Source organism: Candidatus Pseudothioglobus sp. Uisw_041 (assembly GCF_048087625.1).
Lineage (GTDB): Bacteria > Pseudomonadota > Gammaproteobacteria > PS1 > Pseudothioglobaceae > Pseudothioglobus.
In genome coordinates, this window is record NZ_CP159805.1 from 1,039,070 (window position 1) to 1,060,807 (window position 21,738).

At 34.4% G+C, this 21,738-nt stretch carries 20 protein-coding genes, 1 other RNA gene and 1 pseudogene; 12 read left to right on the plus strand and 10 right to left on the minus strand.

Annotation, left to right across the window (positions count from 1 at the left end):
* Positions 1-7: 7 nt before the first annotated feature.
* The 8 genes from ABXT44_RS05245 to gltX all read right to left on the minus strand — a co-directional run bounded on the left by ABXT44_RS05245 (position 8) and on the right by gltX (position 7,753).
* Positions 8-841, minus strand: a complete 834-nt coding sequence (locus ABXT44_RS05245; protein WP_416686209.1) for an SDR family NAD(P)-dependent oxidoreductase — start codon at positions 839-841, stop codon at positions 8-10.
* Positions 820-1,959, minus strand: coding sequence for a polynucleotide adenylyltransferase PcnB (gene pcnB / locus ABXT44_RS05250; RefSeq protein ID WP_416686210.1), 1,140 nt, complete (start codon positions 1,957-1,959; stop codon positions 820-822). Before pcnB ends, ABXT44_RS05245 begins: the two co-directional genes overlap by 22 nt.
* The gene (queF, locus tag ABXT44_RS05255; RefSeq protein WP_416686211.1) at positions 1,956-2,342 is read right to left on the minus strand and encodes a preQ(1) synthase; all 387 of its coding nucleotides are present in this window, start codon (positions 2,340-2,342) and stop codon (positions 1,956-1,958) included. Before queF ends, pcnB begins: the two co-directional genes overlap by 4 nt.
* The gene (lptF, locus tag ABXT44_RS05260) at positions 2,335-3,501 is read right to left on the minus strand and encodes an LPS export ABC transporter permease LptF (protein ID WP_416686212.1); all 1,167 of its coding nucleotides are present in this window, start codon (positions 3,499-3,501) and stop codon (positions 2,335-2,337) included. Before lptF ends, queF begins: the two co-directional genes overlap by 8 nt.
* A 39-nt stretch (positions 3,502-3,540) precedes the next feature.
* Positions 3,541-4,803 carry a transcription termination factor Rho gene (gene rho / locus ABXT44_RS05265; protein WP_416686213.1) on the minus strand — a complete coding sequence of 421 codons (1,263 nt, stop codon included), beginning with the start codon at positions 4,801-4,803 and terminating at the stop codon, positions 3,541-3,543.
* 124 nt (positions 4,804-4,927) lie between these two features.
* The gene (trxA, locus tag ABXT44_RS05270) at positions 4,928-5,254 is read right to left on the minus strand and encodes a thioredoxin TrxA (RefSeq protein ID WP_416686214.1); all 327 of its coding nucleotides are present in this window, start codon (positions 5,252-5,254) and stop codon (positions 4,928-4,930) included.
* Between the two features lie 137 nt (positions 5,255-5,391).
* Positions 5,392-6,333, minus strand: coding sequence for an AEC family transporter (locus tag ABXT44_RS05275; RefSeq protein WP_416686215.1), 942 nt, complete (start codon positions 6,331-6,333; stop codon positions 5,392-5,394).
* Between the two features lie 31 nt (positions 6,334-6,364).
* The gene (gene gltX, locus ABXT44_RS05280) at positions 6,365-7,753 is read right to left on the minus strand and encodes a glutamate--tRNA ligase (RefSeq protein ID WP_416686216.1); all 1,389 of its coding nucleotides are present in this window, start codon (positions 7,751-7,753) and stop codon (positions 6,365-6,367) included.
* 158 nt (positions 7,754-7,911) lie between these two features.
* Between gltX and ABXT44_RS05285 the strand changes: the two genes are divergently transcribed.
* From ABXT44_RS05285 to guaB, 11 genes and pseudogenes are all read left to right on the plus strand, one after another.
* On the plus strand, positions 7,912-8,274 hold the full coding sequence (locus ABXT44_RS05285) for an MTH938/NDUFAF3 family protein (RefSeq protein ID WP_416686217.1): 363 nt from the start codon (positions 7,912-7,914) through the stop codon (positions 8,272-8,274).
* Positions 8,271-9,407, plus strand: a complete 1,137-nt coding sequence (rodA, locus tag ABXT44_RS05290; protein ID WP_416686218.1) for a rod shape-determining protein RodA — start codon at positions 8,271-8,273, stop codon at positions 9,405-9,407. The genes ABXT44_RS05285 and rodA overlap by 4 nt, the downstream gene beginning before the upstream one ends.
* Positions 9,408-9,485: 78 nt before the next feature.
* Complete coding sequence (locus ABXT44_RS05295) at positions 9,486-10,631, plus strand: D-alanyl-D-alanine carboxypeptidase family protein (RefSeq protein ID WP_416686219.1); 1,146 nt, start codon at positions 9,486-9,488, stop codon at positions 10,629-10,631.
* A 59-nt stretch (positions 10,632-10,690) separates the two neighbouring features.
* Positions 10,691-11,473, plus strand: coding sequence for an aminotransferase class IV (locus ABXT44_RS05300; RefSeq protein WP_416688444.1), 783 nt, complete (start codon positions 10,691-10,693; stop codon positions 11,471-11,473).
* A gap of 102 nt (positions 11,474-11,575) precedes the next feature.
* Positions 11,576-11,671: signal recognition particle sRNA small type (gene ffs, locus ABXT44_RS05305), an RNA gene on the plus strand.
* Positions 11,672-11,700: 29 nt separating this feature from the next.
* Positions 11,701-13,335 (plus strand): DNA polymerase III subunit gamma/tau, encoded by a 1,635-nt coding sequence (gene dnaX / locus ABXT44_RS05310; protein ID WP_416686220.1) that lies wholly within the window; start codon positions 11,701-11,703, stop codon positions 13,333-13,335.
* Entirely contained in the window at positions 13,328-13,633 is a 306-nt protein-coding gene (locus ABXT44_RS05315) for a YbaB/EbfC family nucleoid-associated protein (RefSeq protein ID WP_416686221.1), read from the plus strand. The genes dnaX and ABXT44_RS05315 overlap by 8 nt, the downstream gene beginning before the upstream one ends.
* Positions 13,634-13,653: 20 nt before the next feature.
* The gene (recR, locus tag ABXT44_RS05320) at positions 13,654-14,238 is read left to right on the plus strand and encodes a recombination mediator RecR (RefSeq protein WP_416686222.1); all 585 of its coding nucleotides are present in this window, start codon (positions 13,654-13,656) and stop codon (positions 14,236-14,238) included.
* A 74-nt stretch (positions 14,239-14,312) separates the two neighbouring features.
* A complete protein-coding gene (locus tag ABXT44_RS05325; RefSeq protein ID WP_416686223.1) occupies positions 14,313-17,060 on the plus strand; it encodes a valine--tRNA ligase in 2,748 nt (915 codons plus the stop codon).
* A gap of 81 nt (positions 17,061-17,141) precedes the next feature.
* Complete coding sequence (locus ABXT44_RS05330; RefSeq protein ID WP_416686224.1) at positions 17,142-17,792, plus strand: TIGR04211 family SH3 domain-containing protein; 651 nt, start codon at positions 17,142-17,144, stop codon at positions 17,790-17,792.
* A 17-nt stretch (positions 17,793-17,809) separates the two neighbouring features.
* Positions 17,810-19,271, plus strand: a pseudogene (gene guaB, locus ABXT44_RS05335) (IMP dehydrogenase).
* Between the two features lie 10 nt (positions 19,272-19,281).
* On the opposite strand, the gene ABXT44_RS05340 reads toward guaB, so the two are convergent.
* Both ABXT44_RS05340 and ABXT44_RS05345 read right to left on the minus strand, forming a co-directional pair.
* Positions 19,282-19,593, minus strand: a complete 312-nt coding sequence (locus ABXT44_RS05340; RefSeq protein WP_416686225.1) for a DUF6172 family protein — start codon at positions 19,591-19,593, stop codon at positions 19,282-19,284.
* 110 nt (positions 19,594-19,703) lie between these two features.
* Complete coding sequence (locus ABXT44_RS05345; protein WP_416686226.1) at positions 19,704-20,495, minus strand: 2OG-Fe(II) oxygenase; 792 nt, start codon at positions 20,493-20,495, stop codon at positions 19,704-19,706.
* A 120-nt stretch (positions 20,496-20,615) separates the two neighbouring features.
* Here ABXT44_RS05345 and ABXT44_RS05350 point away from each other — a divergent pair, with 120 nt between their 5' ends.
* Entirely contained in the window at positions 20,616-21,722 is a 1,107-nt protein-coding gene (locus ABXT44_RS05350) for a cupin domain-containing protein (RefSeq protein ID WP_416686227.1), read from the plus strand.
* The last annotated feature ends 16 nt before the right edge of the window (positions 21,723-21,738 follow it).

The window sequence follows — 21,738 nt, forward strand, 5'->3', positions numbered from 1 at the left end:
CTTAATTTCATGAATATTTTAAAATTTTATCCATCCATGAGCTAGGTAATATTCTACCTAAAAAAGCAAATAATTTTGTTGGAAAGGTGACGCAATAATGAATTTTTGGCGAGCTTGACTTTAGGGCATGAAGTGCACACTTCAATACAGCTTCTGGTGGAAGAGTAAATTGAACATTTTCATCTGATTCAAGCCTTTGAATCATTGTGTTATATTGCTCCTTATAATTGCTCTTTGAAATATCTACATTTTCCTTAAAAGCTAAATAGGCATTGGCTCTAAATTTTGACTCTATTGGTCCAGGCTGAATTAAAGAAAATTTAATGTTTGTATCACTTAGCTCCAGTCTTAAAGTATTAACAAGTCCCTCTATTGCGAACTTAGATGCAGTATAAGGACCTCTAAATGGCATAGCAACAAACCCTAAAACAGAGCTTATATAAATAACTCGCCCTATGTTTTCTTTTCTCATTTTAGGTAATACTAAATTAGTCAACTCATGCCAACCAAAAACATTAGCTTGAAATTGCTTCTCTAAAGTATCTCTGGAAATATCCTCTAGAGCACCAACTTGTCCATAAGCACCATTATTAATTAAAGCATACAATTTATCAGTCTTTTGATAAAGTTCTGAAATAGCATCATTTATTGAGTCTGAGGAAGACAAATCAAGTAACAAAGACTCAAAACCTAGAGCTTTGATTTTATCTACGTCATTATTATTTCTGGCACTCGCAAAAACACGGTAACCTTCAGAGCGAAGTCCATGAGCAAGGCAAAGACCTATTCCACTTGAGCATCCAGTAATAAGAACTGACTTTAGTTTTGAAGAGCTGTCCAATGTTCCACCTTATTTTTTAATTCTAAATCAATACTTTCTGAACGTAATAACAGAAAGTCATAGGCCATACGAAAACGTGGATTACCAATTAAGTCACTTTCTTTTTTTGGATGACAATTTTCAAGTTGATATTGCATCAACCAAATATCTTTAACTCGAGTTGACAACCATCGAGGCATCATAACTTGCTGAGTTTGATTTTTAATAACATACTCCGCAGCATTAATCATTGTCTCTACTCGAGGTTTATTTTTTTTATTAGTCACAACTACTCTTAAATTAAACGAACCCCAAAGAAAGACAGCAAAAATAAATGCGGGAGTAACAGAATCACCGCTCTTAATTCTTTTAGAAGTATTTTCTAAAGCTGCATTAATAAATAAACTTTCTTTAGTCTGGGAGAATAAATGCTTTAATAATCCAAAATTTAAAAGTTCATTAAAAACTTCAATTGAGTTTTCATTGTGGAACAGTTTAATTACTTCTTCATAGAGTCTCGCAGGCGGGATATTAGCTAGTAAATGCGCATTACTCGATATACTTTTTGAAAGCTCTGGTTCTAATTGGGCGCTTAGTTTAACTTTAAAGCGGACAGCACGAATCATTCTAACAGGGTCTTCTTCAAAACGCTCTTTTGGATTACCTATCATTTTAATTTCAACAGCTTTTAAATCATCTAGGCCTCCAACATAATCAATAACCTGAGAGTTTACAAGATCATAATAAAGACCATTAACAGTAAAATCTCTTCTGAATACATCATCTTCCAATGACCCATAAAAGTTGTCCCGAACAACCACACCACTATTAGAAGTTTTAACCTTGCCCGCGCGAAAAGTAGCTACTTCAATAAATTTTCTTGCAGAAAACATTATATGAACTAACCTAAAGCGCCTTCCAATAATTCTTGAGCGTTTAAAAGTTTTGTTAACCTGCTCTGGGGTTGCATTTGTAGCAATATCAAAATCTTTAGGCTCATAGCCTAACAATAAATCTCGTATACATCCACCAACTAAATAAGCATCATATCCAGCTTTAATTAAAGTCTGAACTACCTTTATAGCATCCTTATCAATTAGCTTTTTGTCAAATTTAACAGTCTGACGAACTGGGGTCATAAGCTCACTACTTCTCTAGGCTTCCAGCCATCTTTTCTATGCTCACATTCGATATTAGTATAAACCCCACCCCTAACATTAAAAATAGCCTTTAATCTTATAAAGCGAGGATTCATAGCCTCAACTAAATCATCAAGAATTTTATTAGTAACGGCCTCATGAAAAGCACCCTCATTCCTATAAGACCAAAAATAATTTTTTAGTGCTTTGAGTTCAACACAAAAATTATCAGCTATATATTCAATATGGATATCAGCAAAATCTGGCTGCCCAGTCAAAGGACAAAGACATGTAAATTCTGATGAATCAATACGAATTACAAAATCCCTTTCACTATTAGGATTATCAAAAACTTCTAAAATTTTACTTGGTGAGCTAGACATGACTTTTCTCTTTAATATTAAAAAAGGCTATTTTATCAACAAAGTGAGCAACTTTGCCTTGTCTAAATTGATAAAAAATTATTAAAATTAATAATAACAGCAAATGAATACCCCACATTCCAATTAGTGGGCTAAGTTGGCCGCTCTCAATTGCACTTTTCGCAGCTAACAAGGCATTGTTGTATAACATGAAAATAATTATTCCAAATATAAGATTAATTCCTTTTCCAGTTCTTGGAGATGACTTTCCTAGAAAAACACCAAATATAGAAAGGATTAAAACTGAAATAGGCTGGGAAATTCTCCATTGAATCTCTGCATTTGCATTATCACCACCTTCTCTTAATAGATCTATTGTATTTCTCTCTTCTATTTCAGAAAAACTCGCTATAGATTTTTGAATATCGCCTGAAACTATCTCTAAATCATATTTCTCAAAATTAAGGATATTAATATTTTTATCGCCAGGTAACCCCTCATAGCGAGTACCATTCCCAAGTCGAAGATATATGCTGCCATTTTTTTCATCAGTATATTTTTTTGCATCTGAGGCGAGAACAACTACTGGAATCTCATCATCCAGCGCATAAATAAAGACTTCTTCCATATTTTGTTCACCAATGATGCCACTTACTTTTGATTCAGAGGCATAAAAGACAATCTCACCATTTTTAAAGCTCTCAAACTTTCCTTCTGTAATAAACGAGAATTCTGATGCATTAACCGTTTCATCTTCAGCATAACTTTTTTGCTGTTTAGCCCATGGAACTGCAAATATAGTTAAATAAAAAATAATAATAAAAGTAAAAAAAACAATTGGTTTAATTAGATTCATAAAGTTCTTATCGCCTAATCCAATAGAATTCATTACTACCGCTTCAGAGTTTTTATAGAGCTGAGATATAGTAATAATAATCGACAGAAAAAGAGATAAAGTTAATATTATTGGGATATCTCTGAGCATATTAAAGCCAATTAGTGGCATTAGCTCTTTAATAGGGATTCCAAAGGAAACACTCTCTTGAACAGTTAGAACAAATTGATTTCCCAAGACTATAAGTCCAATTATGAAAGTTATAGCAAGAAAAAATACAATTAAATTACTCAGTAAGTACCTGGAAATTATAGTATTTTGATATTTGAAAATCTTAAGTAGCATTCTGATAATTATAAAATAATCTCAACAGCTAATTGAATATTACTTCTTTTGCTTCATAGAGTCAAAAAACTCATCATTTGTTTTAGAGAATCTTAACCTCTCAATTAAAAATTCAGCAGCTTCAACAGTATCCATAGGATGAAGAATTTTTCTCAAAATCCACATTTTCTGCAATTCTTGCTCATCTGTCATAAGCTCTTCACGACGAGTACCTGATGCATTTATATTAATGGCTGGGAATATTCGTTTTTCAGACAGTCTTCTTTCAAGATGCAGCTCCATATTACCTGTACCTTTGAATTCCTGATAGATGACTTCATCCATCTTAGAGCCAGTTTCAACTAATGCAGTAGCAATTATAGTAATGCTACCTCCATTTTCAATATTTCTTGCAGCACCAAAGAAACGCTTTGGCCTCTGTAAAGCATTTGCATCAACACCACCAGTTAGGACTTTCCCAGAGGAAGGAGCAACAGTATTATAAGCCCTTGCTAAACGAGTTATAGAGTCAAGCAAGATAATAACATCTTTGCCTTGTTCTGCTCTTCTTTTAGCTTTTTCAATAACAATTTCAGCAATTTGGACGTGTCTTTTCGCAGGCTCATCAAAAGTAGAAGAAATAACCTCACCTCTAACAGTTCGCTCCATCTCTGTGACCTCTTCTGGCCTCTCATCAATTAATAAAACAATTAATTCGCACTCAGGATGATTAACAGCAATCGATGATGCAATATTTTGCAAAATCATAGTTTTTCCAGCCTTTGGAGGAGCTACTAATAATCCTCTTTGTCCCTTTCCAATAGGAGCAACTAAATCAATTACTCTAGCAGTTATATCCTCTGTACCGCCATTACCTAATTCTAGCCCTAATCTTTCATTAGGATGCAATGGTGTTAATGAAGAAAAAGGTATGCGGTTTCTAACACTCTCTGGAGAGTCTTCATTTACCTCAGAAACTTTTACCAAAGCAAAATACTTTTCACCTTTTTTTGGAGCCCTAATTTTTCCCGTAACAACGTCACCAGTTAATAAATTAAAACGCCTAATTTGATTAGGTGAAACGTATATATCATCAGGACCTGACACATAAGAATCATTTGAAGACCTAAGAAAACCATATCCCTCTTGTAAAATGTCTAGTACACCATCTCCTAGAACCTCTTCATCGTTATCTGCTTTATGTTTTAGAATTGCAAAAATTAAAGTTTGTTTTTTTGCTCTTGAAATATTCTCAATACCAAGGGATTGAGCAAGCTCTAAAAGCTCGGCAGGAGTCTTAATTTTAAGTTCTGATAGTTTCATATAGATTTTTAAAGTAATTAGAGGGGATTGGCATATTGCCGATGGGTAAGTAAGTTAGTATTAGTTTGAATTTATAGAGGGAGATTGATTTAGTAAATTTTTTATATATAGTTAAATGATGATATTAAATATTAGAATCCAAAAATGCATTTAAGTTTGCCTTAGAAAGAGCACCAACCTTTGTTGCGTGTACTGCACCATCTTTAAATAGAAGCATTGTTGGAATACCTCTTATACCATACTTAGGTGGTAGTTGAGTATTTTCGTCAACGTTGACTTTTGCTATTGTAATTCGTCCTTCATATTCATCAGCAATTTCATCAAGAATAGGGGCTAAAGCCTTACATGGTCCACACCATTCGGCCCAAAAATCTACTAAAACAGGTTGAGAGGAGCTAACTACATCAGCCTCAAACGAAGCATCACTGACTACTTTAATTTTGTCGTTCATGTATTGAAAAATTGGAAAGTAAAAAAATTGAATCGAGCTAATTTGCAGTTATTATAACACTTCCTGACATAAAAACTATTTTTTTAAAAAAGATTATCACCTAGGAAAAATAGTAAATATTCAGTGGTTTGTTATAGTTAAGTTATAACTGCAAGTATTACTGGTATTGTAATGAATGATAAAGCAACTTGAGTAGTAACAATACTTGTCATCAACTGCTCATCTCCGCCAAATTGTTTCGCTAATGCATGGGATGATGCGGCAGTTGGGACAGATGCAAAGATAACCGCAACAACAACCTCTAACTGGCTAAGCCCCATTGATGATGCAACAATATATGCGATTACAGGAAATGCTATCAATTTGAGAGAATTAGAAATAATAATTGGGGTCATTTTTAATGCAAGATCTCTTACTTTAATCTTTGCGCCAATAGTTAGAAGCATTATTGGTAATGCTGCAGAGCCAAGAAGACCAGAAGTTTCATGAACAATAATTAGTTTGTCTGACTCAATTAATGATACAAATAAACCAGCAATCATTGCAAGTATGAATGGGTTTTTTATTAATTCTATAAATATATTGGCTATTCCTTTTGTAGTATCAGCTTGTCCAGGCTGAGTTAAGTTAGAGACCATGATAGAGATTACAACAATATTGATACTAGGAACGTATAAAAGCATAAACACAGCTCCAATTGCTAAACCCTCATCCCCAAAAAGGCTACCGGCTATTGCTAGTGCAATAAATGCATTATGCCTTGCAGCGCCCTGCAAAATTGATGACCAAGACTCAGGAGAATACCCTAGCAGCTTACCCATCAGAACTGACACAATTGTTACAATAAATAACCCAGAAAGTATAACTACCCCATAACTATAAATCATTGATGAAGATAAGTGAATTTGAGATATGTGGTGAAATAAAAGAGATGGAATTAGAACCCAATAGACAAGCTTATCATTAACGTCCCAAAAAGATACATCAGGAACCCCAAGTCTTCTTAGTACATTACCTAGAATTATCAGAATAAATACTGGTGAAATAAGTAAAAATATTTGAAAGAAATTTGAAAGCATTTATACTTTTTTTATATGCCTAAGAGCAAGATTAAGAATTAATATTATCAATATAATCTAAAGCCATTTGTATTCGAAACAAGGTTCTGGTTTTGCCAACAAGTTGCGCGCTTATGTCAACACTCCCCGCCTTACCATCACCACTAATAGCAAGTCTAAATGGGTGGCCTACCTTACCAAAACCAACATCCCTAGCCTCACAAATACCTTTAATAGTAGAATGAATATTCTCAGCCGTCCAAGAGCTTATATCGTTTAAGTTAGTAAATAAATCAAATAATATTAATTTTGATTCTTGAGTAAAAACCTTATTTGCTTGAACTTCATCAAACTCTTTAAAATCATTATAAAACATGGCGCAGCTTTGCGCCATATCGACTAGGGACTTAGAGCGATCTCGAAGAGCATCAATAACTTCATTAAGAACAGGTCCATCACCTACTTCAATGTTTAATTGATCAAGGTGCCATTTAAGATTAGAGGCAAGTTCATTGACCTCAGTTGTTTTTATATGAGAGTGATTAATCCACTCAAGCTTTTCTTGATTAAAGCTAGCTGGTGAATTATTAATACTTCTCAGATCGAAAAGATTAATCATTTCATCAACAGAAAAGATTTCTTGATCTCCATGAGACCAGCCTAACCTTACAATATAATTAAGAAGAGCGAAAGGCAGCAAGCCTTCATCCCTGTATGATAATAAATTAAGGGCTCCATGCCTTTTTGATAAGCGTGATCCATCTGAGCCCAAGATCATTGGTACATGAGCAAATTTAGGGGAAGGCCAATCCATAGCCTCATAAAGGTTAATTTGCTTAGGAGTATTATTAATGTGGTCATCACCCCTGATAACGCACTCTATTGCCATATCATGGTCGTCGACTACAACCGTCAAATTATAGGTTGGAGATCCATCTGACCTTGAGATAATTAAGTCATCTAATTCAGAATTAGAAATGCTTATATCACCTTTAACATAATCACTAAAGCTTACATTGCCGTCAACAGGGTTAAGAAATCTAATAACGCCATTTTTTAACCCCTTATCTCGACAGCATCGATCATACTTAGGCTTTTCTTTTTTTGCAATTTGCTCTTCTCTCATTAACTCTAATCGCTCGATAGAGCAATCACAATAATACGCTTTGCCTTTTATAAGTAATTCAGAGATAACTTCATTATAGCGAACAGTTCTATCACTCTGATAAATTGGGCCTTCATCATAGTCCAAAGCAAGCCAGTCCATTCCCTCCAAAATTGCATCAACAGAGGCCTGGGTTGAACGCTCCTTATCAGTATCTTCAATTCTAAGAACAAACTTACTATTATTTTTTTTTGCCCATAGCCATGCAAAAAGAGCTGTTCTAGCACCACCAATATGCAAATAACCAGTTGGGGAAGGAGCAAATCTTGATTTCATTTATTATTTAAGAATTATAGATTTAAATTTTAAGTTACTTAATAGCTCATTTATTAAAAGATTAATTAACGCTATTAAACTGCCGAATCAAAACAAATGATAAGCTAATTTTACACTGTTATAATATTATCCCATCATCCAAATAGCGAAGTATATTAATGGAATTCACTCAGCAAAATGCTAATCAAAATACCGTTATTTCATTTGATGATTTAACAATTACGCTCTCCCACTCAAAGTTAAAATTACCCTGCTTTATTTCTTCTAATGAGTCAAAGGAGTTATCGGCTATAGAATTAACTGAAGTTGATAAAGAATTTCTATTTCCACTTTTATCAAAAGAGTCAATTGATCTTCTAATAATTGGAACTGGTAGTAGCCCAGTTTTTCTATCTCCAAAGCAACAAATGTCATTATCAGAAATTAATTTAGGGGTCGAATGCATGAATAACACTTCTGCATGTTCCAGTTTTAATTTACTTCTTGGAGACTTAAGGAAAGTTGGTTTATTAATTTTATGATTTCTTATTTATACAAAACAATAATCAAGTTTTATAAGTTTTTTAAAATTGATACACCTCTATTAATATTAATAATCTTGCTATCGTCTCTTGGACTACTTATTCTTTACAGTAGCTCTGGTGGCTCTTTAAACCTAGTTTATCGTCAATTAGTTCATCTTGGATTAGCAACATCAGTAATGCTAGTAATCGCTCAAATTCCCCCGATTATTATGCTTCGATCAGCCCCCATACTAATGATTCTAGGTATTTTTCTACTGATATTAGTTCTTTTTTTTGGTAGTTCTGGAGGGGGCGCTCAGAGATGGCTAGACCTTGGATTAGTTAGATTTCAACCTTCAGAATTAATGAAGATTATTGTGCCAATGACAATTGCTGCAATCTTAAGTGAAAAAACTTTACCTCCCCGTCCTCTTCCAGTCTTAATATCAATGCTGGCTATTGGACTAGTTGTTCTTCTCATTGCTAGGCAGCCAGACCTGGGAACCTCTTTATTAATAGGCGCATCTGGGGTTTATGTTTTATTTTTTTCTGGCGTAACAGTGATGCTATTAAAAAGCAAATGGTTAAACCTTTTGCTTCTTTCAAGCTTGTTGGGTGGCTCCTTATTTTTAGCATGGAATTATTTTTTGATAGCCTATCAAAAAAGAAGAATTTTAACTCTATTCAATCCAGAATCTGATCCATTAGGGTCTGGCTATCACATTATTCAGTCAAAAATTGCAATTGGTTCGGGAGGCTTGACTGGTAAAGGTATTGCAAAGGGCTCTCAATCACAGCTTGACTTTGTTCCAGAGCAATCTACTGATTTTATTTTTTCAGTTTTAGCAGAAGAACTTGGGTTTCTTGGCGTTTTATTATTAATAATAATCTACTCACTCATAATTTATCGCTGCCTTATCTTATCTCTAAGATGTGAGGACAACTTTTCAAGATTATTGGGTGCTAGCCTAACGTTTGTATTTTTTACATATATTTTTGTTAATATTGGTATGGTTTCGGGCCTCCTTCCTGTGGTTGGAGTCCCCCTCCCTCTAATAAGTTATGGAGGCTCATCACTTATAACTCTTATGGCAAGTTTTGGCATTATTATGTCAATTCATAAACATAAAGGCCCAAGGTATTTACAGTAACTAGTTATAATTAAATACATAACTTAAACAATAATTTTTCCAATTTAAATTTTAAATAATTAATTAAAAAATAACCTTATGAAAATCAATTCTTTTACTCTGCTCCTTAAATCAGCCTTTTTAATACTATTTTTAACAAACGTAAATGCTGAGGAGCCTCGTTTTTATATTCCTGATGCCCCTGCAATTGCTGCAGAAGCATTCGTCGTAATGGATCACAATTCTGGCAAAATTCTTGCGTCACATAATGAAAACGAAATGAGGCCTCCTGCAAGTCTTACAAAGCTGATGACTTCATATGTCATCTTTAAAAGACTTAAAGAGGGATTTATTACTCTCGATGAAGAAGTAAAAATAAGTGAAAAAGCATGGAGAACTGGTGGATCAAGAAGTTTTATTGAAGTTGGAAAAATGATCAAACTTGAAGACTTGCTTAAAGGAATGATAATTCAATCTGGAAATGATGCCTCTGTTGCTTTAGCTGAGCATGTAGCTGGTTCAGAAGGAACGTTTGTTCTCTTTATGAATGACTATGCAGAGCAAATTGGAATGAAAAATTCTAACTTTGAGAATTCCTCGGGACTACCACATGATAATCAATATTCGACTGCAAAAGATATGGCTATTCTTTCAAGTGCAATGATTAGAGACTTTCCAGATTATTACAAATGGTATAGCGAGAAAGAATTTACCTACAATAACATCACTCAGCCCAATAGAAATAAACTTTTATCAAGGGATAGCACTGTCGATGGATTAAAAACTGGCTGGACTAAAAAAGCGGGATATTGTCTAGTAACAAGTGCGAATAGAGTTGGTATGAGGCTTATCTCGGTTGTGCTCGGTTCAGAAAGCCCTGATATTCGCACCACTGAAACAGAAAAACTTTTAGACTATGGTTTTCGTTTTTTTGAAACGCAGTCAGTTAATGATATTTCTCATCAAGTACCTGTGTATAAATCAAAACAGGCAAATATTAAGGTAGGAGTTTCCGATACAAGCTTTTTAACATTACCGCGAAACCAATTTAAATATACCACCCAAACTATTAATCTTTCTAGTGATTTAATTGCACCAATTCATAAAGGAGATCAAGTAGGAACACTCGTAATAAGCTTCAGTAATGAAGATATTGCAACCCTCCCACTTATAGCCCTTGAAGATGCAATTGAAGGTGGTATCTTTACTAAAATGATTGACACGATTAAGCTTATGTTTATATAACATAAATGGTATATCTAAACGGTAATTTTATTCCAAAAGAAAAGGCATATATTTCAGTAATGGACAGAGGCTTTCTCTTTGGAGATGGAGTTTATGAGGTATTTCCAGTCTATAACAAAAAAATCATTGGTTTTGAAGCACATCTTTCGAGACTTCAAGACGGACTTGATGCCATAAACATTAAAAACCCCCATAGCAACGATGACTGGAAAAGCCTAATAAAAAAAATAATATCCTTTAATATAAAAAATACTAATCAAGCAATTTATTTACAAATATCAAGGGGCTGTGATCAGAACAGAAAACATACCTATGATGAATTAAATCCAACCACATACATTCAATCAAGTTTGATTGGACCTAGAGAGAAAAATTCTCTTTTTAAAGGCAAATCAGCTATCACAAGAGAAGACATAAGGTGGCTAAAAAGTAATACTAAGGCAACATCACTTTTGGCAAACACCCTTTATGCTCAAGAGGCTAAAGAAAACAATGCAGAAGAGGCAATTCTCCTGCGAAATGGTGTTGTTACAGAGGCCTCTAGCTCTAATGTCTTTATTGTAAAAGATAACTGCATTTATACGCACCCAAAAGGACGAAATATTCTTCCAGGTATTACTCGAGATATTACTATTTCGCTTGCTAAAAAACTTAATATTAAAGTAAGCGAAACTACATTTAGTAAAGAGCAATTAATGGAAGCTGATGAGGTCTGGGTTACTAGCTCAACAAGAGAAATTCTCCCCATCACCTCAATTGATAATAACATTATTAATTCTGGTCTTTCTGGACCAATATGGTCATCAATTTATGACCAATATCAGTTCTTAAAAACAGCCTAAATATAAGATAATCATAAATCTCTCAAAAATCAACTAAATTATTCTAAAGATCGAATATTAAATAATTAGAATAACCAATTCAAGTAAAATCGAAAATGGTGTCGAGGGTATGCCGACAATAAATAGTTATGAACCCCGCCAGGCCTGGAAGGGAGCAACGGTAATAATTCTTTTATGTGTTGGACTCTATTCTCGGCGCCACTTTAAATATAATAAAATAAAAAGTAATGAGCGAGCACTACGAAGTTTTAGCAAGAAAATACAGACCTCATAACTTTAAAGAGCTTGTCGGTCAAATCCATACTGTAAGAACTCTAGTAAACGCCCTTGACAACAATAATCTTCACCATGGATTTTTGTTTACCGGTACTCGTGGGGTTGGTAAAACGACTATTGCAAGAATTTTTGCGAAATCAGTCAACTGTGAAAATGGTGTAAGCTCTAAACCATGTGGGAAATGTGAAACTTGTATAGAAATTGATAAGGGACAATCTGTAGACCTCATTGAACTTGACGCTGCATCTCATACTGGCGTTGACAATATGAGAGAAATTCTTGAAAACGCTCAATACACCCCTACTAAAAACCTATATAAAATTTACCTCATTGATGAGGTTCACATGCTTTCTAAAAGTAGCTTTAATGCGCTTTTAAAAACCTTAGAGGAGCCGCCAAAACATATTAAATTCTTATTGGCAACCACTGATCCAAAAAAATTACCAATTACTATTCTATCGCGCTGCCTTCAATTTAACTTAAATAAGCTTTCTCATGATGAAATTTTTAATCATCTTAAGTTTATTATGGATGCAGAAAATCTTAAATTTGAAGACGAAGCACTATCTAAGATTGCTGATTTTGGAAATGGGTCAATGCGAGATGCTCTTAGCCTTTTAGATCAATCAATATCCTATGGAAATGGGGCTGTTAAAGAGGATGATCTCAAAGCAATGCTTGGACTCGTTAGTCACAATGAAATTGTTCAGCTTGCCACATTGGTTATCAATAGAAATGCTCAAGAGGTTTTATTGTTTATAAAAGAGCTTGCATATAAAGGAGAAAATCTAACTAATACTCTTAATGATTTGATCTCGCTGTTTCATAAAATTGCAACAACTCAAATGATTGATGATGTTGAGCAAGTATCTCCAGAAATAAATGAACTTGCAAAGATTATTTCAGCACAAGATTTGCAGCTTTACTATCAGATTGCAATTAATGGCCAAAAAGATATGCGTCACTCTCCAAGTGAGCAAATTGGACTTGAGATGACTCTATTAAGAATGATTGCATTTCATCCTGATAGTCAGGCTGAAAAAAAAACTCTGAAATCATCTCAAAGTAGCAATACCACTAATAAAGAGCCTCCTAAAGAAAAAACTCAAGGTAACTCACTGACTAAAGACAAGTTACCAATCAAAGTGGGGGAAGAAAGCATTCAAGCAATAGAAAACCAACTCAACGTAAAATCTCAAAATGACTGGGAAAAAATTATTACTGAGTTAGGCTTTGCTGGTGCTGCAAAAATGCTTGTTAAAAATACAGTATTTGACTCTCTTAAAGACCAAATTCTTTCACTTACATTAAGCGATGACTTTATTAATTTACTTACACAGAATACACAAAGCTCAATTGAAAAAACACTAAATGAAGACTATCCTGGAATAACACTGGTTATTAATCCAGGCTCAACTAATGGAAGCTCCTTATCTCAAAAAGAATCTGTAAAAAGTGAAGAAAAACGCAAACAAACAGAAAATCAATTTTTAAATGATGATGGACTTAAAGAACTTCAAGAGGTATTTAATTCTCAAGTAGACGTTAAGTCTATTAAATCCATAAAGGAGTCTGATAATGTTTAAGGGTGGAATGGCGGGAATGATGCAAAAAGCAAAGCAAATGCAAGAAGACATGGAGGCTGCACAAGAAGAAATTAAATTAATCACTTGTGAGGGTATTTCAGGATCTGGCTCCATTAAAATTATATTAAATGGAGAATATAAAACTACTAGCATTAACATAGATAATTCGCTATTAACAGATAAAGAAATGCTTGAAGATTTAATTATGATCGCCTTTAATGATGCATCTTCAAAAGTCAATAGCGCATCTAAAGATAAAATGAAAAATGTGACTGGTGGTTTAAATCTTCCCTTCTAGCTATCTACTAAATAATAACTATGATTGAAAAACTTAACAAAGCCTTCAGTAAATTACCAGGTGTTGGATCAAAGACTGCTCAAAGATTTATATATCATCTTTTAGAAAGAGATAGGCCAGGAGGTTTAGAAATAGCCAAAGCCCTAACAGACGCAATGGAAAATGTTAAAAACTGTGAAAAATGCCGAACTTTGACTGAAAAAAATATTTGTGAAATCTGCTCTAATATATCACGAGATAATTCTCAGCTATGTGTTGTTGAAACCCCATCAGATATTCATGTTATTGAGCAGAGTGGTGTCTATACTGGGAAGTATTTTGTGCTTAGTGGCTATCTTTCTCCAATCGATGGCATTGGTGCAGCTGAACTAGGTTTAAATGAATTAGAGGAACTTCTTAGTAACAGTGATGTTAGTGAAGTAATTTTAGCAACTAATGCAACAATTGAAGGTGAAGTAACTGCTCATTATATTCATAATTTAGCTAAAAAATATCAAGTAAAGACAACTAGAATTGCTCACGGAATACCACTTGGAGGTGAGCTTGAATACACAGATATTAATACAATTGCACATGCCCTTTCAGGCCGTAAAGATTATGATTAAGTAGCCCTTAAAGCCTTATCTTGACTCGATTAACTATTGTATAATATGTCAGTTATATCTGACACCTCGCCTTCATGGAAAAAACATACAACCCAGAGCTAATCGAACAAAAATATCGCGATTTATGGGAACAAGGCGACCTCTTCTCTTCAAAAGCAAATTCAGCTAGTAAAGCTTCATACAGCATCGTCCTCCCCCCTCCAAATGTAACTGGTAGCCTTCATATGGGCCATGCTTTTCAGCACACAATCATGGATGTATACACTCGATATAATCGAAGCAAAGGCAAACAAACCCTGTGGCAGCCTGGTACAGATCATGCGGGCATTGCAACTCAAATGGTAGTCGAAAGACAGCTTGGACTTGAGAATATTTCCAGGCACGACTTAGGTCGTGAGAAATTTACAGAAAAAATCTGGGACTGGAAGTCTAAATCTGGCGGTACTATAACTTCCCAAATGAGGCGTTTAGGTGCTTCAGTTGACTGGGAGCGGGAACGTTTTACAATGGACGAACCTCTATCTAAGGCAGTTCAGAAAGTATTTATCGATCTTTATAATGAAGGCCTAATCTATAGAGGGAAAAGACTAGTTAACTGGGATCCTGTTCTTTTAACTGCAGTATCTGACTTAGAAGTCATCAGTACTGAGGAGCAAGGTTTTTTATGGCATATCAGATATCAAGTTGCAGAATCTGATGAAGTATTGGTTGTTGCTACAACAAGACCAGAGACCATGTTTGGAGACACAGCCGTTGCAATTCATCCCGAAGATACTCGCTACCAACACCTTATTGGTAAGTTTATAGACCTTCCTCTTTCCAACAAAAAAATCCCAATTATTGCTGACGACTATGTGGATATGGAATTTGGAACAGGGTGCGTAAAAATTACTCCTGCTCATGATTTTAATGATTATGAAATTGGACAAAGACATAGCCTTGAAATTATCAATATATTAACTGATGATGCCAGCATAAACATTAACGCTCCTGATAAATATCAAGGGCTTGACCGTTTTGATGCTCGCAAAGAGGTTGTTAAAGATCTTGAAAGTCAAAATTTAATTGAAAAGATTGATCCGCACACTCTTATGGTGCCAAGGGGTGACAGAACTAATAGCATTATTGAGCCCTACATGACAGACCAATGGTTTGTCAAAGTTAAGCCTTTAGCAGGTCCTGCTATAGATGCTGTAAAAAATGGTGACATCCGATTTGTTCCTGAAAACTGGAGTAAGACTTATTTCAATTGGATGGACAATATCGAAGATTGGTGTATTTCCCGTCAAATTTGGTGGGGACACCGGATACCTGCTTGGTATGACAAAGAAGGTAAATTCTATGTAGCAAATAACCTTGAAGAAGCTCAAGCTCAGGCTGGAGTTGGAGTTGATTTAGAGCAAGATGAAGATGTTTTAGATACTTGGTTCTCTTCTGCATTATGGCCTTTTTCTACTTTAGGGTGGCCAGAAAAAACCCCTGAATTATCTCGCTTCTATCCAACTAGCGTTCTTGTTACTGGCTTTGATATCATATTTTTCTGGGTAGCTCGTATGATTATGTTTGGGCTAAAATTTGCTAAAGATGTACCCTTTAAAGATATTTATATTACCGGTCTTATTAAGGACGGCAATGGCCAAAAAATGAGTAAATCTAAGGGCAATGTATTAGATCCTATTGACTTGATTGATGGCATTTCGCTTAATGATCTTCTTGAGAAAAGAACTCAAGGAATGATGCAACCAAAATTAGCTGAAAAAATTCAAAAACAAACTAAAAAAGAGTTTCCTGATGGGATTCCTGCCTTTGGAACTGATGCAATACGTTTTACCTTTGCTGCTCTAGCATCATTTGGTCGAGATATTAAATTTGATCTAAAAAGGGTTGAAGGCTATCGAAATTTTTGTAATAAACTTTGGAATGCTTCACGCTTTGTCCTGATAAATCTTGAATCTAAATCAATTAATGTTAATGCTGTGTTGTCTAATCAAGATAAATGGATACTGTCCAGGCTTCAACACACAAAAATTGAAGTTGAAAAACATTTGGCTGATTATCGATTAGATTTGATGAGTCAAACTCTATATGAATTTGTTTGGCATGATTATTGTGACTGGTACTTAGAGCTCTCAAAACCACTGCTAGAAAATAATAAGACAAAACAAGGCTGTGAAGCGACTCTTTTAAAAGTTTTGTCAGAAACTTTAGTCCTACTGCACCCAATCATTCCTTTTATCACAGAAGAAATTTTTGAACAATCTCAAAAGCTTCATAGTGGCTCTGATGAAAAGCTTATTTCGCAGGCCTTTCCTGAGCCTGAGGAGGCTCTTTTTAATAATGAGGCAGAATCTGAGGTCGAATGGCTGAAAGAATTTATTTTAGGTATTAGAAAAATCAGAGGTGAAATGAATATTTCTCCTGGAAAGCCTTTGCAATGCTTTATCAAGAGCTTTAATTCCAAAGACAAAGATTACATTGAAAATAATAAATCAATCATCTTTACCCTTGCTAAATTAGACAGTATTGAACTCATAGAGGCGAATAAAGAAGAGCCTGAGTCAGCAATTGCACTAGTTGGAGAAATGAAAATTTTAATCCCTTTAGCAGGTCTTATCGATAAAGATGCTGAAATAGATAGGCTTAACAAAGAAATTGATAAATTAATAAAACTTAAAGCTCAATTCTCAGGAAAACTAAACAACAAGAAATTTACAAGCGGCGCCCCTGAAGCTGTAGTTAAAAAAGAACAAGATAAACTTGCTACTGTTGAAAAAGCATTACAAGACATGGAGTCGCAACTTGAAAAAATTTCTTTACTATGAAATACAGTGTAATTCATTGAAAAATCATGGAAAAAACATTTTTAAGAATCTAAGCAAGATAGAATACTGATAAAATCTAATATGAACAAATATATATCAACATTATTGATCCTCATTCTTCTAACTTTTAAAGTTAGTGCAGAGTCTTTGGTCTATATTACTGACCAACTAGATATTCCAATAAGAGCGGATCAAAACTTTGGTGAAAATATAATTCGTCTTCTTCCATCTGGGACCGAACTTTCTTTATTGCAAAGCACTGAAGATGGATGGGCTCAAGTTCAGTTTGATGACACTATTGGATGGATTAAATCTTTTTATATATCAAATGAGCCTCCCGCGCGTAAAGAGCTTAAAAAACTCACAAGAAGTTATAACGCTAACAAACTATTATTATCCAAACTTACTAGTGAAAAGGAAGTCTTAGAAACCGAACTTTTAACTTTAAAACAAGAAAATACAGATTTAGTCATTCAGAGCTCAAAGTCAAAGGCTGAAAAGGAGCATATTGAACAAATTTATCAAGATGCCTTAAAACTAGAACATGAAAATGAAAAACATATTCAAGAAAAACTTCAACTGAAAACAGAGCTTCAATTGGCAGAAAATAATACTCAAATTCAAAAAGACACCAGCTCTAGAAATTGGTTCATAGTTGGTGCAATAGTACTTTTCTTTGGAATGATAATTGGTTTTATCATCCCTGGTCTTCTTAATAGAAGACGGTACTAAAAAATTAGGAGAACTAAATGAAAGAATTAAAAAAAGCGCTTACCTTTGATGACATATTACTAGTCCCTGCTCACTCTGAAGTGCTCCCAAAAGAAGTTGACTTAACATCAAAACTTACCAATCTAATCACGTTAAATACACCTATCATCTCTGCTGCAATGGATACAGTTACTGAAGGTAAGCTTGCTATTGCAATCGCTCAAGAAGGCGGCATGGGAGTAATTCATAAAAATATGTCTATTGAGGCGCAAGCTAGAGAAGTAAGAAAAGTAAAACGTTTCGAGTCTGGAATCATCAGGGATCCTATTAGTATTGATCCATCTGCAAGCATTAAAGACGTATTTGCTCTTCAAGCTCAACATGGTATTTCAGCATTACCAGTTGTCTTAAATAACATCTTAGTTGGCCTCATTACCAGTCGTGATGTTTTATTTGAAACTCGCCTTGATGAGATTGTTGAAAATGTAATGACTCCTCAGAAATCACTTATTACTGTTGAAGAGGGCACATCTATGGAAACCGTCCGTAAGCTTCTTCAAAAACATCGCATTGAGAGAGTTTTAGTTACAGATAAAAAATTTAAATTAGGTGGAATGATTACCGTTAGTGATATTAAGAAAACCAGTGACTTTCCAAAAGCTGCAAAGGATGATTTAGAGAGACTAATTGTTGCAGCTGCGGTTGGTGTTGGAAAAGGAACAGGAGATCGTATTAGTGCACTTGTAAAGGCTGGCGTCGATCTAATAGTTATTGACACTGCACATGGTCATTCACAAGGCGTAATCGATCGCGTCATCAAAACAAAAAAAGACTTTCCTAATTTAGAAATTATTGCTGGAAACATTGCAACCGCAGAAGCTGCTCTAGATCTTGTTAAAGCCGGGGCTGATAGTGTAAAAGTTGGAATTGGGCCAGGAAGTATATGCACAACTAGAATTGTTGCAGGCGTTGGGGTACCTCAAATTAGCGCAATTTCTGATATTGCTGATGCCCTTAAAGGAACCAATGTGACAGTAATTGCTGATGGAGGTGTTCGTTTCTCTGGTGATGCAGCTAAAGCCTTTGCAGCTGGAGCACACTGCGTTATGCTTGGCTCTATGCTTGCAGGAACCGAAGAGTCACCTGGAGAGGTTGAACTATTTCAAGGAAGGTCTTATAAGGCATATAGGGGCATGGGCTCAATTGGTGCAATGGGTCAAGCTCATGGCTCTTCAGATCGATACTTTCAAGCCGAACTTGCAGCTGAAAAACTAGTTCCCGAAGGTATAGAAGGAAGAGTCCCTTTCAAAGGATACTATACGGCCTATTATTCATCAGATGGTCGGAGGCATAAGATCATCTATGGGTTATACTGGCTGTAAAAACCTTGAAGCCATGAGAACAAAGGTTCAATTCGTTCAAGTTACTGCAGCTGGCATGACAGAATCTCATGTTCATGATGTTTCAATTACTAAGGAAGCACCAAACTACCATCAATAAAGTAAAGTTTTTATTCTTCGTCTAAAGCCTTAAGCTTAGCAAAACTTTTCTTGTAGCCTGGTTTAGCAAGAATCTCTAAGTAAAATGATTTCAAGCTCTCTGCTTCTGCCTCACTGATGCACTTACTTATTTCAGAAGATAAAATAACCTCGGCCTTTTCTTCTGAAGGGCCAAACTTGCAATCAAAATTCCAACAATCAAAATCATCAGGAAGTAATTTTCTATTCTCTCTCTTTAAATATTTTTTAACGTCACGCCTAGCTGCCTCGATAAGTCTAGCTGGTTTAATTTTAGGATGAATCAATTCAAATGTCTTTTTCATTATTGAATTACTAGAAATGTTTAAAAAGAGTGTATTTTAATTAAATAAGCGCATAGTAGTTAAGTTACTTTAACAACACAGTAAACCTTTTTGATTATTAATCATAATGCTTAATATAATTTTCCAAAAAAAGTCATTCTTGCTGACTCTGAAAGCTTTACATCAGGCTCAGAATTGTAAGCTAAAACCGACAACACTCTTGTCAAATCTCCTTCTGTCGGTGTTACTCGGTGTATAGCGTTTTTACCTCGAAATAAAACAAGTGAACCATTTTCCATTTTTAATTTGTTAGGTGAGCATCTGTTATCTAATAAAAGCGAAACTTGATCATAATTATTTTCATTATTAAAAGAGTTTCTAAAATCACGAATGTACTCAAATCTCCCTCCAGATATGGGCTTTTGTATTAACAATGTAATCGCAAAAGAAGAGTTATCAAAGTGCCAACCTAGCTCCTGCCCTTCTTTAGCATAATGAATATTTATTGAAGATAATTCGTCATCATATTTATATAATGCTTCTTCGCTTAAAACCTCGCAAAGAAACTCTTTAAACCTTTTCGAATTATAAAGAAACCTTAAATAAGAGTCACTTGGAACTTGATTATCAGTGATACATCCTTTTGAAGATATCACGGTTTTGTTTCTTGGATGACTATCTTGAAAACTAGGATCTGAAGGCTCTAAATAAACATTATGTTTATTTACACAGTAATAAGCTAAATCCTCCTGTTTATTAGACTCTTTAAGAATTTTATTGATTGTATCCTTTAAAAGAAAATCTGTAAGAACAAGTACCCCTTCATTATCTAATTTTCTTTTACACTCAGTCCTATAAATAGAGCTATTAATTGGATGCTTATCCATATCAATAATAGCTGATAATTTATTTTTATTTATCATCACAAACTAAGTATTTAATTTTCATTATAAAAATAATTATATATACAACCAATATGGATAATTTGTTGTATTCAAGCTTTATGTTAATAGATAATTAAACAACAATTTAAAAGGAACATAATGATTCATTTTGGCCAAATTTCTAAAAAACAGTTTCTAGAAGAGTATTGGCAAAAAAAACCACTTCTAATTAAAAACGCCCTTCCAAAATTTATTAGTCCTCTGTCTCCAGATGAAATTGCAGGGCTTTCTTGTGAAGAAGAATTTGAATCTAGAATTGTGACTGGATCAATTTCAATGAATAAATGGGACGTAGAAGAAGGTCCCTTTGATGAAAAAATCTTTGCCCAGCTTCCAAACAATAAGTGGACTCTTTTAGTTCAAGGAATCGACAGATACATAAGTGAAGTTCATCAGATTATTAGTGAGTTTGATTTTATTCCAAGGTGGCGCTTTGATGACGTAATGATATCTTTTGCAGCATTAGGCGGAAGCGTTGGACCTCATTATGATCATTATGATGTGTTTTTACTTCAAGGGCTTGGAAGGCGACAATGGACAACAAGTGTAATTGATTGCAATCCTGAAAATTACTTAAAAGATACTCCACTTCGAATAATGAAAAATTTTATTAAAGAAACAACTTGGGTGGCTGAGCCTGGAGATATCGTCTATATACCTCCAAAAGTCGCTCATCATGGTGTAAGTCTTGATGATGAATGTATAACGCTCTCGATTGGCTACAGATCCTACTTAAATAATGAAATGCTGAGTTCACTTGAATTGCCTAATAATAAGAATGATGCCTATCTTAAAGACCCAGAATGGGAAGTGAACATTAATCCAGCTGAAATTACTCAATCAGTAATTGAGCAAACGAGAAGATTTTTAAAAATTAATACGCTTCCTAAAGACTACTTTGGGTGCTTTGTAACCAAACTTGATCCTGAGGATGAAAAAAAATTTAATGAAATCAGAGCTTACCAGACTCAAGAAGAAATAGAAGAGCTAGGTTTTTATCAACTTCATCCAATATGCAGAATAGCTTACCAATTTATCAATCAAGAGTTGAGAGTATTTATTAATGGTGAAGTCTTTAGTTGTAGCGGTATAGATGAAGACTTAGTTGTTAGTTTTTCCAATACCAGAAAACTTCAATTAAGCAATAAAAATAGAACTCTAGCAGAGCGATTAGTGTCATTATCACTCATCGAAAAATCTACATAAAACTAATCAATATTTT

Coding starts and splice junctions, on each gene's coding strand:
- queF (WP_416686211.1), bottom strand. CDS start 2,342: ATGTCTAGCTCACCAAGTAAAATTTTAGAAGTTTTTGATAATCCTAAT.
- trxA (WP_416686214.1), bottom strand. CDS start 5,254: ATGAACGACAAAATTAAAGTAGTCAGTGATGCTTCGTTTGAGGCTGAT.
- rho (WP_416686213.1), bottom strand. CDS start 4,803: ATGAAACTATCAGAACTTAAAATTAAGACTCCTGCCGAGCTTTTAGAG.
- dnaX (WP_416686220.1), top strand. CDS start 11,701: ATGAGCGAGCACTACGAAGTTTTAGCAAGAAAATACAGACCTCATAAC.
- rodA (WP_416686218.1), top strand. CDS start 8,271: ATGATTTCTTATTTATACAAAACAATAATCAAGTTTTATAAGTTTTTT.
- ABXT44_RS05330 (WP_416686224.1), top strand. CDS start 17,142: ATGAACAAATATATATCAACATTATTGATCCTCATTCTTCTAACTTTT.
- ABXT44_RS05350 (WP_416686227.1), top strand. CDS start 20,616: ATGATTCATTTTGGCCAAATTTCTAAAAAACAGTTTCTAGAAGAGTAT.
- gltX (WP_416686216.1), bottom strand. CDS start 7,753: ATGAAATCAAGATTTGCTCCTTCCCCAACTGGTTATTTGCATATTGGT.
- pcnB (WP_416686210.1), bottom strand. CDS start 1,959: ATGACCCCAGTTCGTCAGACTGTTAAATTTGACAAAAAGCTAATTGAT.
- ABXT44_RS05340 (WP_416686225.1), bottom strand. CDS start 19,593: ATGAAAAAGACATTTGAATTGATTCATCCTAAAATTAAACCAGCTAGA.
- ABXT44_RS05285 (WP_416686217.1), top strand. CDS start 7,912: ATGGAATTCACTCAGCAAAATGCTAATCAAAATACCGTTATTTCATTT.
- ABXT44_RS05315 (WP_416686221.1), top strand. CDS start 13,328: ATGTTTAAGGGTGGAATGGCGGGAATGATGCAAAAAGCAAAGCAAATG.
- ABXT44_RS05300 (WP_416688444.1), top strand. CDS start 10,691: ATGGACAGAGGCTTTCTCTTTGGAGATGGAGTTTATGAGGTATTTCCA.
- lptF (WP_416686212.1), bottom strand. CDS start 3,501: ATGCTACTTAAGATTTTCAAATATCAAAATACTATAATTTCCAGGTAC.
- recR (WP_416686222.1), top strand. CDS start 13,654: ATGATTGAAAAACTTAACAAAGCCTTCAGTAAATTACCAGGTGTTGGA.
- ABXT44_RS05325 (WP_416686223.1), top strand. CDS start 14,313: ATGGAAAAAACATACAACCCAGAGCTAATCGAACAAAAATATCGCGAT.
- ABXT44_RS05295 (WP_416686219.1), top strand. CDS start 9,486: ATGAAAATCAATTCTTTTACTCTGCTCCTTAAATCAGCCTTTTTAATA.
- ABXT44_RS05345 (WP_416686226.1), bottom strand. CDS start 20,495: ATGATAAATAAAAATAAATTATCAGCTATTATTGATATGGATAAGCAT.
- ABXT44_RS05275 (WP_416686215.1), bottom strand. CDS start 6,333: ATGCTTTCAAATTTCTTTCAAATATTTTTACTTATTTCACCAGTATTT.